The following is a 13,183-nucleotide window of genomic DNA, read 5'->3' as shown; positions in this document are numbered from 1 at the left end:
GTGTGACTGTTCACCGTAGTCACTCGTTCTGGTGATCGAAAGATCGGATTTCGCCCGTGTGGGGGACGCGCTGCGGCCGTGTGAGTGGCCGGAACCGGTCCCGTTAGGGTTCTGGCGTGGGAAAGCTCGTGGTGATCGAAGGTCTGGACGGTGCCGGCAAGCGCACCCTCGCGAACGGGTTGACCGAGGCGCTGGCCGCCCAGGGCAGGACCGTGGCCAGCCACGCGTTCCCGCGCTACGGCGTCAGCGTGCACGCCGACCTGGTCCGTGACGGCCTCTACGGCAGGCTCGGCGACCTGAGCGACTCGGTCTACGGGATGGCCGTCCTCTACGCGCTCGACCGGCGCGGCGCGGCGGACGAGATCCGCGAGGACCTCGAGGAGCACGACGTCGTCCTGCTCGACCGGTACGTGGCGTCGAGTGCCGCGTACAGCGCCGCGCGGCTGCACCAGGACGAGCACGGCGAGTTCGTGCGGTGGGTGTACGAGCTGGAGATCGAACGCTTCGGGCTGCCCGTTCCCGATCTTCACCTGCTGCTGCGCGTGCCCGTGGAGGTCGCGGCCGAACGGGCGGCGAAGCGGGAGCAGGCCGACGCGGCGCGGGCCAGGGACATTTATGAATCCGATGGCTCGTTGCAGGCCAGATGCGGTGTCGTTTACGACGGATTGGCGAACATCGGCTGGCTCGCTCCGTGGCAAGTGGTCGATGGGCGGTCAAACGTGAACTTTCATTCGCTTCTGGAACCACTCTTCACTCCTTGAGTGGTCGCTCACGTGCGTACCGATTGACACGATCGAGTGTCCGGTTTGTCACTGTGAGTGAATAGGAGATCACAATTTGAAGCGTGTATTGCAGCGAACCCCGGTCGGTGTCGCCCGCACGGCGGTGCTGATCGCTGCCGCCCGCGCCAACGAGCAAAGTCATCCCCGCCGCCTCTTCGACGACCCGCTGGCCGCCGGACTCGTGGAGGCCGCCGGCTCCGCGAGCGACCTCAACGGCGTCCGGACCCTCGCGGGCGACCACTTCGTCCTGCGCACCCGTTACTTCGACGACGAGCTTCTCGGCACGCCACAACCCCAGGTGGTGATCATGGCGGCGGGCCTCGACACAAGAGCGTTCCGGCTGCGGTGGCCACCGGGCACGACACTCTTCGAACTCGACCTGCCCGAGCTGGTCGAGTTCAAGGAGGACGCCCTGCGCGACCAGCTCGCCCAGCCCGCCTGCGACCGCGTCGCCGTCCCGTGCGATCTGCGGGACGACTGGGCGACAGCGCTGATACGCGCCGGGTTCGACCCGAAGAGGCCCACGGCGTGGTTGCTGGAGGGCCTCTTCATGTTCCTGCCGCCGGACGCGGGCGAGCGGATCCTGTACTGGGTGAGCGCGCTGTCCGCCCGCGGCAGCACGCTCGCGCTCGAGCACGTCAACCGGGCCTTCCGCGAGTTGCCGCAGATGAAGCCCGTGCACCAGCGGTTCGACGCGCTGGACGCCCGCTGGCGGTCCGACGTGGAGGACCCGGTCGAGTGGCTCGACGGCTACGGCTGGGACGCGACGGTGACCCACCAGGTCGACCTGGCCGCCCGGCACGACCGCGCCGTCCCGGCGATCACCGACCCCCGGAAGGTGGGTGACGCGCGCATCTGGCTGGCCTCCGCCGTCCGCACGGCCTGAGAACACCTGGTAACGAAAGGTGATCCTCGCGGGATACTCCCGCGACGAACAGGTCAAACGGGGCGAGGTGGGGTACGTGGAACGACAGTTCCGGCCGGTTACCGAACGAGCGCACATCGCCACCAGCAGCAACGGAACGTGGGCGGTGCGCGAACGCGCGACCGGCAGTGCAACGATGTTGGGTATGAAGGCACGCGTGCTCGTCGTCGATGACGACCCCGCCCTGGCGGAGATGCTGACGATCGTGTTGCGTGGGGAGGGCTTCGACACCGCGGTGGTCGCCGACGGTGCCCGTGCCCTGCCCGCGCTGCGCGAGCTCAAGCCCGACCTCGTGCTGCTCGACCTGATGCTGCCGGGGATGAACGGCATCGACGTCTGCAAGGCGATCAGGTCCGAGTCGGGCGTGCCGATCGTGATGCTCACCGCGAAGAGCGACACGGTCGACGTGGTGCTGGGCCTCGAGTCCGGTGCGGACGACTACGTCGTCAAGCCGTTCAAGCCCAAGGAGCTCGTGGCTCGCATCCGGGCGCGCCTGCGGCGCACCGAGGCCGAGCCATCCGAGGTGCTGCAGATCGGCGACCTGACGATCGACGTCCCCGGCCACGAGGTGCTGCGCGAGGGCAGGCCGATCCAGCTCACGCCGCTGGAGTTCGACCTCCTCGTCGCGCTGGCCCGCAAGCCGCGCCAGGTGTTCACCCGCGAGGTGCTGCTCGAGCAGGTGTGGGGTTACCGCCACGCCGCCGACACGCGCCTGGTGAACGTCCACGTGCAGCGGCTGCGTTCCAAGGTCGAACGGGACCCGGAACACCCCGAGGTGGTGTTGACTGTCCGCGGTGTCGGGTACAAGGCCGGCCCTCCGTGACAGGTGGCGTATGAAGTTCGTTCGGCCGGCCATCGCGAAGGCGCAGTTCCTCCTCGAGGAAGCGCGTAAGCGGTGGTCCGCGTTTGGTGACCTCTGGCGTCGTTCGCTGCAGCTGCGCGTCGTCGTGTCGACGCTCGCGCTCTCGTCGGCCGTGGTGTTCGTGCTGGGCATGGTGCTGCAGATGCAGATCACCAACCAGCTGCTGAACACCAAGGACGAGGCCGCGGTGCGCCAGGCCATGGCCTCGCGCAGCCTGATCCAGTCCGACCTGGTCGGTCTGAACCCGGGCCCGGACAGCGTGCAGACGCGGTTCACCAGCGCGATCAACAAGCTCGCCGTCGGTGGGGCCGGCACGGACGCCACGACGGCGGGCGCCGGCGCGTTCGAACCGGTGCTGGCCGACGGGCTGGGCTCCGCCGGCGCCGGGCGCGTGCCGTCCGTGGGCAAGCTCGACGACGTGCCGCGCGGCCTGCGCGAGATGGTCGAGGACGGCGGTTCCGGCACCCAGATCCACACCGTGCAGCGCGACGGCGCGCAGACCACGTTGTTCGTCGTGGGCCTGCCGATCAGCACGTCCGCGCGCTCGATGCAGCTGTACCTGATCTTCCCGCTGACCGCCGAGCAGCGCACGGCCGAGGTCGTGCAGTCGACGCTGGCGGTCGGCGGCATCGTGCTGCTGGTCCTGCTCGCGCTGATCGCGAACCTGGTGACGCGCCAGGTGGTGCGGCCCGTGCGGCAGGCCGCCGAGGTCGCGGAGCGGTTCGCGGACGGCATCCTGCACGAACGCATGCACGTCGTCGGAGAGGACGACGTGGCCCGCCTGGCCGAGTCGTTCAACGAGATGGCCGAGTCGATCCAGGCGCAGTTCAAGCAGCTGGAGGAGTTCGGCCAGCTGCAGCGCCGGTTCACCTCCGACGTCTCGCACGAGCTGCGCACGCCGTTGACGACGGTGCGCATGGCCGCGGACGTCCTGCACGCCTCGCGTGAACAGTTCCCCGCCGGGCTCGCCCGGTCCACCGAGTTGCTGGTCGACGAGCTCGACAGGTTCGAGTCGCTGCTGGGCGACCTGCTGGAGATCTCGCGCCTCGACGCCGGCGTCGAGGAGCTGACCGCCGACCAGGTCGACATCCGCGTGCTGGCGCGTCGCGCGCACGACTCGGTGCGCGCCATCTCCACGAGCGCCAACTCGCCGGTGGTGCTGGACCTGCCCGACTCCGAGCTCGTCGCCGAGCTCGATTCCCGGCGTGTGGAACGGATCCTGCGCAACCTCCTCGCGAACGCCATCGACCACGGCGAGGGCCAGCCGGTCGAGCTCACCATGCGCGGCAACGACGACGCCGTCGCGATCACCGTGCGGGACCACGGCGTCGGCCTGCGCCAGGGTGAGGCCGAGCTGGTGTTCAGCCGCTTCTGGCGCGCCGACCCGTCGCGCAACCGCCGCACCGGCGGCACCGGCCTGGGCCTCTCGATCTCGCTGGAGGACGCCCGCCTGCACGGCGGCTGGCTGGAGGCGTGGGGCGAGCCCGGCCACGGTGCCGTGTTCCGCTTGACGTTGCCGCGCAGGCACGGTGAGGAGCTGCGCGAGAGCCCGCTGCCGCTGGCCCCCGCGATCGAGCTCGAACCCGTCACCGTCGTCGAGGAGCCGATCGCCGCCGAGGAGCCCGGCGAGATCGAGCTGCGGCCCGAGGAGATCACCTGGCAGCCCGCGGAGCCCGTGGACGGGCCGCCCGCGACGTCGGACGAGGTTTCGGAGGAAGTGCGGTGAAGCGGCTGGCGTTGCTGGTGCTCGTGCTCGTCACCCTGTCCGGGTGCGCCGCGATCCCGACGAACACGCAGCCGAAACCGATCGGCTCGAAGGACAGCAAGGCGTCCAACACGCCCGCCGCACCGGAACCGCGGCAGAACATCGACCCGTTCATGCTCGTCCGCGACTTCATCGACGCGACGTCGAACCCGGACAACAACTACGCCGCCGCCCGCGCGTTCATGACGCCGGAGGCCAGCAAGACGTGGGACACCAAGAACCCCACGATCATCGAGACCGGCTTCTCCACCGTGCCGACCTCGCAGGCGCCGCAGGACAAGACGCAGACCGTTCTCCTGCAAGGCAAGTACGTCGGCAGGCTCGGCAGCGACAACGCGTTCGTCCCGCAGCTCGGCGACTTCCAGAAGCCGGTGAAGGTCGAGCGCAACAGCGAGAACCAGTGGCGGATCTCCGAACCGCCCGCGGGCATCTACATGCCGCAGAACCTGTTCAACACCACGTACCGCCGCATCACGCTGTACTTCTACAACCCCGAGTTCACCGTGCTGGTGCCGGACCCGCGCTACGTCGTGATCCCGCCCGCGACGAGCATCCCGACCCGCGTCACCGAACTGCTGATCGCGGGCCCCGGCGACGCGGTGCGCGACACCCTCGTGAGCGCGCTGGGCCCGGACGCCGACAAGTTCGAGGACACGAGAGAGGCCGACGACGGCGCACTCGAGGTGAACCTCACCAACGTCGGCAAGGACCTCACCCCCGAGAAGCGCAAGCAGATCGTCGCGCAGGTCGTGAAGTCGTACTCGGGCGTCACCTCGTCCCGCGTGCGCGTCCTGGTGGACGGCCAGCAGATCCTGCCGGACCAGCGCGACTACCGGCCGTCCGACGTGTCGGCGACCGCGGGCGAGGCGTTGCTGGCGCTGAACGCGAACCTCCAGGGCATGATCGTCGCGGACGGCTCGGTCCGTTCGCTGACCGACGGCGCCCCGATCAAGGGCCCCGCGGGCACGGGCGCGTACAGCGTCGTCTCCGCCGCGCAGTCCCTGGACGGCTCAAGACTCGCCGTGGTCTCCCGCTCCAGCGGCGGGGTGAGGCTGCGCGTGGGCGAGCTGGAACAGGAACTGTCCGAAGTGGACATGACTGCGACCACCCTGTCGAGACCGACCTGGCAGCTCTCGACAGGCCCGAAGGAACCCGGCACCGAGGTCTGGACCGCGGTCAACGGCACCTCGGTGACCAGGGTGACCCGTTCCGACAACGGCAGCTGGACCGCCAAGGGCGTCAACATCACCGACATCGTGCCGTTCGGCTCGATCAGCGAACTGCGCCTCTCCCGAGACGGCACCCGAGCCGCCCTGGTGATCGCCGGCAAGCTCTACATCGCCTCGGTGGTGCGCAACAACCAGGACGTGGCCCTCCGCGCGCCCCGCCAACTGCAGCCGTCGACCCTCGGCGCGGCCGTGCAGTCCATCGACTGGCTCTCGCAGGACGTGCTGGTGGTCTCCTCCTCGCTGCCCTCGTGGCCGGTCACCAGGGTCTACACCGACGGCTACAAGATGGACCGCTACAGCCAGTCGAACCTCAACGTGCCCGTCGGTTCGGTGGCGGCCGCGGCGGCGCGTCAGGTGCAGGTGGTGGACCCTTCCGGGCTGTGGTCGGCTTCGGACATCACCGATGTGTGGAGGTCGAGCGGGATTCGGGTGCCGGCGGGGGCGCTGGTGTTCTACCCGGGCTGACGCGGCTCGGGGTGGCTGGGCTGGCACGGTTGGGCTGACGCGGCTCAGTTGATTGGGCTGACGCGGCTGGATTGGCACGGCTGAGCTGGGTCGCGCGGCCGGGCCGTGGCCGAGTAGGCGTGGCTGGGCTGAGGTGAACTGGCAGCCTGCGACTGCGCGGCGCAGGCTGGCCGGTGGTGCTGGCGCCGCGAGTTGCCGAGAGACCTCATCGCCCACCGAGGCGCGCCACAGCCGGGTCTGCGCTCGCGGCGATGCACCGCTGTCCAGTCGTGCCCGCCGCGACGCACCGCTGCCAGGCCGCGCTCGCCGCGACACCGCAGCCTGGCCGCGCCCGCCGCGACGCACACTGCCGAGTCGTGCCTGCCACGACACCGCAGCCCAGTCGTGCCCGCTGAGGGCTTACGGCCGTCAGGACGCGTCCGCGGCAGCGCCCCTCTCGTGCGCAGCCGAAGCGCCCGCCTCACGCCACCCGGCCAGAGACTTCCCCTTCCTGTAGGCCCCTCTCTCCGGGCCCTCCTGCCGGACCCCTTCTGCCATCAGGACGCGTCCGCGGCAGCGCACCTCTCGCGCGCGCAGCCGAAGCACCCCGCCTCATGCCACCCGGCCCAGGCCCAACGCCCCTGAACCAGGCCCTCGGCGCTCAGGCCTCCACTGCTCAAGCTCTCACTCCCGCCGCCCTCCTTTCGCGGTCCTCCGCTTGCCGCTCAGCCCCTCCGCTTGCCGCCCGACCTTTCGCCGCCCTCCCGGCCCGACCGGTCGCCGCTCGCCCTCTCGCCGCGCTCCCGACCGCTCGCCGCCCGACCCCCTCACCGCCCAACACCGACTGCCCAACCCCGACTGCCCAACCCCGACTGCCCACCCCGTCACTCCCCAGGCCGGTGAGGCCGGGCCGACGTCAGCACCAGCACCGCGTTCGTCCGCACCCCGGCCTGCCGCAGCGCCCGCACACAGGCCGACGCCGTCGCCCCGGTGGTGACCACGTCGTCCAGCAGCACGGTGGTGCCCGGCGGCGACGGACCGCGGACCAGCACCCGCCCCTCCAGGTTCCGCCTCCGCGCTCCGGCGCCCAGCCCGACCGAGTCGGCCACTCCGGCGTCGAAACACAGCACGGGGGCGACGGCGGCGATGTCCGCCTCCCTCGCGATCCGCAGCATGTGGTCGCCGCCGCGGTTCCGCGCGGCGCTGCGGCGCGACGGTGCGGGGATGAGCGTCCAAGGTGGAGGCCCGATCGCGACGAGCGCCACCGCGACGAGAGCGCCGAACCACGCTGCGAGGGGCCGTGCGCCTCGTTCCTTGAAGGCCAGCACCAGTTCCCTCGCTGCGCCGTGATAGGCCGCCAGCGTCCACACAGGCGGCCCCACGCCGGGCACCTGGAGCCGGGCAGGCGGGCCGAACGCGGCGAAGCACGTGGCGCAGCACAGGGAGCCGGGGCGGCCGCAGCCGGAGCAGGTGGCCGGCACGAGCAGGTCGAGAGCTGTCATGGGACCAGGGTGGCGGTGAGGTCTGACAGAAAATCGGGGGAGAGGCCCTGGGCGGGGTCTTTCGGCACCGCCCACAAGGGTGAAGTTCCGGTGACGTTGTCGATCTCCGAGGCCGTTCGGCGTGACGGAAACCCCTGCTCGGCGCGAGTTCTGTGACGATCTTCCGAGAGGGCGCAACACGTTTCGCCCGGTTCGTGCGAGCGTGTGTTGAGGCGGTGTTTCAGAACTGAGGCGTCCGCACATGAGGCCGTCGATCAACGACCACCGACCCACGACCATCACGTCCTCGGACGACCTCAGGCGTGCTCGCCACAGCCCCGTCTGGTTAACGATTATTCACGTGTGGAGCTGACCAGCGGTTATTAGTGAGCAATAGCCGGACGCCCGCGCCAACGGTGATCGTCTGCCTTGTCCGCCATTGGGCGAAATCCACCGTTCAGCCAGGCGTGACTGGGCTGTGATCGGGCATCCGCGCCGCGCGGATCGGTGCGAAGAAGTGCGCAGGGGACCGCCGAGTGGTTCGGAATCGATCTCTTCCAGGTTTCGGGAACATGACGCGGGGGTCGCCCGTTGGCTGGGTATGAGGCCGCGACTGGACCCGTTCGACGCAGCGAGGCTGCCGTCGAGTGCCGGTTCGGCCGTGCGCCGTTCGGGTGAGCGGAGTGCCGTGGGGTTTGGTTCGGGGCACGCTCGGGAAACGACTGGCAACGCGCTGTCGTCGCGCTGCGTAGTCATCAAAAAATCTCATCGTTCCCCCGGCAAGGGGGCTTACGCGACGGTGAATCCCAAGCTAACGTGCACCGCTATCAGCGTTCCCGGCCCGCGGGGAGGAGGCGAACAGCCCATGACCCTGGCGCCGTGAGAGCTGAGGGAGACGACCCTCTGCGACACATCCGCGATCCAAGATCGCCACGGCGCTTTTAAAGCAGTCCAGCCATAGCTCGCAGCAAAGCGAGGGAGGTCGTGTATGGACATCGTCGTTAAGGGCCGCAACGTCGAGGTGCCCGATCACTACAGGGTTCACGTCGCCGAAAAGCTGGCCCGGCTTGAGCGCTACGACCGCAAGGTCATCCGCTTCGACGTGGAGCTTTTCCACGAGCCGAACCGCCGTCAGTCGAAGAACTGCCAGCGGGTCGAAATCACCGGCAAGGGACGTGGACCCGTGGTCCGTTCCGAAGCCTGCGCGGGTGACTTCTACGCCGCGCTCGATGCAGCGGTCGCGAAGCTCGAGAACCGTCTGCGGCGGTCACACGACCGCAGGCGCGTCCACCACGGGGCCCGCGCCCCGATCTCGGTGGCCGAAGCGACAAGCGGACTGATCGACCAGTCCGCAGGCGAAAGCATGACGTCGCGCCGCGCCAAGACCGCGGTGCTCGACGCACCCGAGGCCGACTACGAGGGCATGGCGGAAGTGCCCGCGCAGCGGTGGGACGACGGCCTCGAAGAGAAGTTGCCCGGACGCGTTGTACGCGAGAAGGAGCACGCCGCCAAACCGATGACCGTCGACCAGGCCCTCTACGAGATGGAACTGGTCGGACACGACTTCTACCTGTTCGCCGACACCGAGTGCGGACGCCCGAGCGTCGTCTACCGCCGAAAGGGATTCGACTACGGCGTGATCAGGCTGGCCTGACCCCGCTCGACCACGTTCCTCCGACCGCCGCCGCCCCGCACCCCTCGCGTGCGGGGCGGCGGCGTGCGTCTGCGGCACCGGCCACATCTGCTGAACCGACGTCGAATCTCCGCCTTTCGGGGCAATGAGAAGTCAACGTCAAGGTGAAATCGGCCGGGCCAGGAACCTTTGCGCGGCCCTCAAGCGTTCTCCACACCAGTAGCCGAGGTGGGGGCACCGGCGACAGGTGGCCTGGGAAGATCGCTGAAACCGCACCTGACCTGCACATACCAGGTCGGGTGCCCCAATCCGCCTGTGTCCGTGCACACATCTTGGCGACTTGCCTACGATGGGCAGGGGAAAGGCGTCCGACGTGGGCGCGCCGCGATACAGGTGATGAGGTCTATCCAGATGGTGCTGTCCCGACTGCTCCGCTCCGGCGAGGGCAAGATGCTCAAGCGCCTCCGCAACATCGCCCAGCACATCAACCACCTGGAAGACGAGGTGGTGGACCTCTCCGACGCCGAGCTGCGGGGCAAGACCGAGGAGTTCAAGAAGCGCCACGCCGAGGGCGAGTCGCTGGACGAGCTGCTGCCGGAGGCGTTCGCCGTGGCCCGTGAGGCCGCGAAGCGCACCCTGGGCCAGCGCCCCTACGACGTCCAGATGATGGGTGGCGCGGCGCTGCACCTCGGTCAGATCGCCGAGATGCGCACCGGTGAGGGCAAGACGCTGACCTCGGTCATGCCCGTCTACCTCAACGCCATCGCCGGCAAGGGCGTCCACGTCATCACCACGAACGACTACCTGGCCAAGCGCGACGCGGACTGGATGGGCCGTGTTCACCGCTTCCTGGGCCTGACCGTCGGCGCGATCCTCTCCGAGATGACTCCGGAGCAGCGGCGCGCGTCGTACAACTCGGACATCACCTACGGCACGAACAACGAGTTCGGCTTCGACTACCTGCGCGACAACATGGCGTGGAGCCTCGACGAGTGCGTGCAGCGCGGCCACTTCTTCGCGATCGTCGACGAGGTCGACTCGATCCTCATCGACGAGGCCCGCACGCCGCTCATCATCTCCGGCCCCGCCGAGCAGTCGGCCCGCTGGTACACGGAGTTCGCGCGGCTCGTCCCGCGCATGCGCGGCATCGACGTCACCCAGCTCTCCCAGAAGGACCGCATCGAGGTCATCGAGGAGAAGTCGAAGTCGTACCACTACCAGTACGACGAGAAGAAGCGCACGGTCGCCGTCACCGAGCTCGGTGTGGAGTTCATCGAGGACCAGCTCGGCATCGACAACCTGTACGAGGCGGCGAACACGCCGTTGGTGGGCTACCTGAACAACGCCCTCAAGGCGAAGGAGCTCTACAACCGCGACAAGGACTACATCCTCCGCAACGGTGAAGTCATGATCGTCGACGAGTTCACGGGTCGTGTGCTCTCCGGTCGCCGTTACAACGAGGGCATGCACCAGGCCATCGAGGCCAAGGAAGGCGTGGAGATCAAGGCGGAGAACCAGACTCTCGCCACGATCACGCTGCAGAACTACTTCCGCCTGTACGAGAAGCTCGGCGGCATGACCGGTACCGCCGAGACCGAGGCGGCCGAGTTCCACCAGACCTACAAGCTGGGCGTCGTCCCGATCCCGACGAACCGCCCGCCGCAGCGCAAGGACCAGCCCGACCTCGTCTACAAGAGCGAGGAGGCGAAGTTCGACGCCGTCGCCGACGACATCGCGGAGAAGCACGAGAAGGGCCAGCCGGTCCTGATCGGCACGACGAGCGTCGAGCGCTCCGAGTACCTCTCGAAGCTGTTGGTGCGCAGGGGAATCCCGCACGAGGTGCTGAACGCGAAGCACCACGACCGCGAGGCGCTGATCATCGCGAAGGCGGGCCGCAAGGGCGCCGTCACCGTCGCGACGAACATGGCCGGCCGCGGTACCGACATCGTGCTGGGCGGCAACCCGGACATCATCGCGGACCACGAGCTGCGCGAGCGCGGCCTCGACCCGGTGACCACGCCGGAGGAGTACGAGGCCGAGTGGGCCAAGGTCGTCGAGGAGCTGACGACCCAGGGCAAGGCGGAGGCCGACGAGGTCCGCGAGGCCGGCGGTCTCTACGTGCTCGGCACCGAGCGCCACGAGTCGCGCCGCATCGACAACCAGCTGCGCGGCCGCACCGGCCGTCAGGGCGACCCCGGTGAGTCGCGGTTCTACCTGTCCCTGCAGGACGAACTGATGCGCCGCTTCAACGCGTCCATGGTCGAGATGGTCATGACGCGCCTGAACGTGCCGGACGACGTGCCGATCGAGCACAAGATGGTCACCCGCGCCATCCGCAGCGCGCAGACCCAGGTCGAGCAGCAGAACTTCGAGATCCGCAAGAACGTCCTCAAGTACGACGAGGTCATGAACCGCCAGCGCACGGTGATCTACGCCGAGCGCCACCGCGTCCTCGCCGGCGAAGACCTCCGCGAGCAGGTCGAGCACATGATCGAGAGCGTCGTCGAGGAGTACGTCAACGGCGCCACGGCCGACGGCTACGCCGAGGACTGGGACTTCGAGAAGCTCTGGACCGCTCTCAAGACCCTCTACCCGGTCTCGCTGGACCCGAAGGAGATCCTCGAGTCCGACGAGGACGTCACGCGCGAGTACCTGCGCGACCTCCTGGTGCAGGACGCGATGGACGCCTACCACGCCCGCGAGGCCGACATCGAGAGCCGCGTCGGCCAAGGCGCCATGCGCGAACTGGAGCGCCGCGTCCTGCTGTCCGTCCTGGACCGCAAGTGGCGCGAGCACCTCTACGAGATGGACTACTTGAAGGAGGGCATCGGCCTGCGCGCGATGGCGCAGCGCGACCCCCTCATCGAGTACCAGCGCGAGGGCTTCGAGATGTTCAACGCGATGCTCGACGCGTTGCGCGAGGAGACCGTCGGCTTCCTGTTCAACCTCCAGGTCGAAGCGGCGGAGCCCGAGCCCGCCCAGCCCGAGGTCCCGGTCACCCTGGGCGCGGCCCCGCAGGCCCTGCCGCAGGTGTCGGGCAACGGCGGAGGCGGCGGCGCACGGGCCAGGGCCCGTGCCGCGGCGGCAGCCCAGCAGCAGGCGCAGCGGGAGCCCGCAGCCCCCGCCGGCCCGGCCATGGCCCAGCTGGCCAGCGGCAACGCCATCCCGCCCGCCCTGCGCGGCAAGGGCCTCGGCGGCCCCGGCCAGCAGAACCTGAGCTACAGCGGCCCGGCCGAGGACGGCGGAGTCGACGAGCACGGCGAGCCGGCCGGAGCGGCAGGCCAGCAGGGCGGCGGCACCCGCAAGGAGCGCCGCGAGGCGGCCCGCCAGGCGGCGAAGAACAACCGCAAGAAGGGCTGACGCCTCACCGCACCACCACCCCGCGTGGGCCGCGTTCCTCAGGGAGCGCGGCCCACGCGGCGTTTGGGGGTTGGTGGGGTACGTGGGGTAGAGGGCGCGGCGGGGCAGAGGGCGCGGCGGGGCGTGCGCTGCGGGACGGCGGGCGGGGCGCGGCGGGTGGGGTGCGGCAGGTGTGCGCGGTGCGGGGCGCGGCGGGGTAGAGGGCGCGGCGGGGCGTGCGCTGCGGGACGGCGGGCGGGGCGCGGCGTGTGGGGTGCGGCAGGTGTGCGCGGTGCGAGGCGCGGCGGGTGAGTCGCGGCGGGCGGGGAGGACCTGACAAGTGCGGCAGGGTCCGGCGGGCCATTCGGTTGAGCCGACACGTCAGGCCGGCTGGGTGGATGGCGCAGGGCTGGCCGGGTGCGGCAGGCGGGGCGGGGGATGGTGCGGGGCGGATCGACCCGGTTCGACAGGTCAGGCGGGTCGGCCGGTTGGGCGGACTCGGCAGGCCGGGCGGGGGATGCTGCGCGGTGGATTGGCCAGGTGACCGCGTAGCAGAGCCGACCGCGTAGCAGAGCCGACCCGACCCTGAGCGCGACCGCGACCCACCGTCGGCGCCACCGAGTGCGTGGCGTTCTACCCGGCGGCACGGCGTCCCTCACGGGAACGCCGCCCGCTTCCCCGGCGGCACCGAATCCCAGCACCTCACTCCGGCGCCTCACTCCG

The 13,183-nt window shown here is 69.7% G+C and carries 8 protein-coding genes; 7 read left to right on the top strand and 1 reads right to left on the bottom strand.

Annotated elements, in window-relative coordinates; all coding sequences use genetic code 11:
* The first annotated feature begins 116 nt into the window (after window positions 1-116).
* The 5 genes from ORI60_RS19645 to ORI60_RS19625 all read left to right on the top strand — a co-directional run bounded on the left by ORI60_RS19645 (window position 117) and on the right by ORI60_RS19625 (window position 6,028).
* Window positions 117-761 (top strand): dTMP kinase, encoded by a 645-nt coding sequence (locus ORI60_RS19645; protein ID WP_266039034.1) that lies wholly within the window; start codon window positions 117-119, stop codon window positions 759-761.
* Window positions 762-837: 76 nt separating this feature from the next.
* Window positions 838-1,668 (top strand): SAM-dependent methyltransferase, encoded by an 831-nt coding sequence (locus tag ORI60_RS19640; protein WP_266039032.1) that lies wholly within the window; start codon window positions 838-840, stop codon window positions 1,666-1,668.
* Between the two features lie 184 nt (window positions 1,669-1,852).
* A complete protein-coding gene (gene mtrA, locus ORI60_RS19635) occupies window positions 1,853-2,530 on the top strand; it encodes an MtrAB system response regulator MtrA (RefSeq protein WP_030471262.1) in 678 nt (225 codons plus the stop codon).
* Window positions 2,531-2,540: 10 nt separating this feature from the next.
* Complete coding sequence (gene mtrB, locus ORI60_RS19630) at window positions 2,541-4,295, top strand: MtrAB system histidine kinase MtrB (RefSeq protein WP_266039029.1); 1,755 nt, start codon at window positions 2,541-2,543, stop codon at window positions 4,293-4,295.
* A complete protein-coding gene (locus tag ORI60_RS19625) occupies window positions 4,292-6,028 on the top strand; it encodes an LpqB family beta-propeller domain-containing protein (protein WP_266039027.1) in 1,737 nt (578 codons plus the stop codon). Before mtrB ends, ORI60_RS19625 begins: the two co-directional genes overlap by 4 nt.
* 863 nt (window positions 6,029-6,891) lie before the next feature.
* Here ORI60_RS19625 and ORI60_RS19620 read toward each other — a convergent pair.
* A complete protein-coding gene (locus ORI60_RS19620; protein ID WP_266039025.1) occupies window positions 6,892-7,509 on the bottom strand; it encodes a ComF family protein in 618 nt (205 codons plus the stop codon).
* Between the two features lie 967 nt (window positions 7,510-8,476).
* Here ORI60_RS19620 and hpf point away from each other — a divergent pair.
* The gene (gene hpf / locus ORI60_RS19615) at window positions 8,477-9,142 is read left to right on the top strand and encodes a ribosome hibernation-promoting factor, HPF/YfiA family (protein ID WP_266039023.1); all 666 of its coding nucleotides are present in this window, start codon (window positions 8,477-8,479) and stop codon (window positions 9,140-9,142) included.
* 390 nt (window positions 9,143-9,532) lie between these two features.
* Window positions 9,533-12,481, top strand: a complete 2,949-nt coding sequence (secA, locus tag ORI60_RS19610; protein ID WP_266039021.1) for a preprotein translocase subunit SecA — start codon at window positions 9,533-9,535, stop codon at window positions 12,479-12,481.
* The last annotated feature ends 702 nt before the right edge of the window (window positions 12,482-13,183 follow it).

Source organism: Lentzea sp. NEAU-D7, from assembly GCF_026242055.1.
In the GTDB taxonomy this organism is placed as follows: Bacteria; Actinomycetota; Actinomycetes; order Mycobacteriales; family Pseudonocardiaceae; genus Lentzea.
The sequence above is the reverse complement of the archived record's forward strand: the minus strand, read 5'-3'. Positions and strand labels throughout refer to the sequence as shown.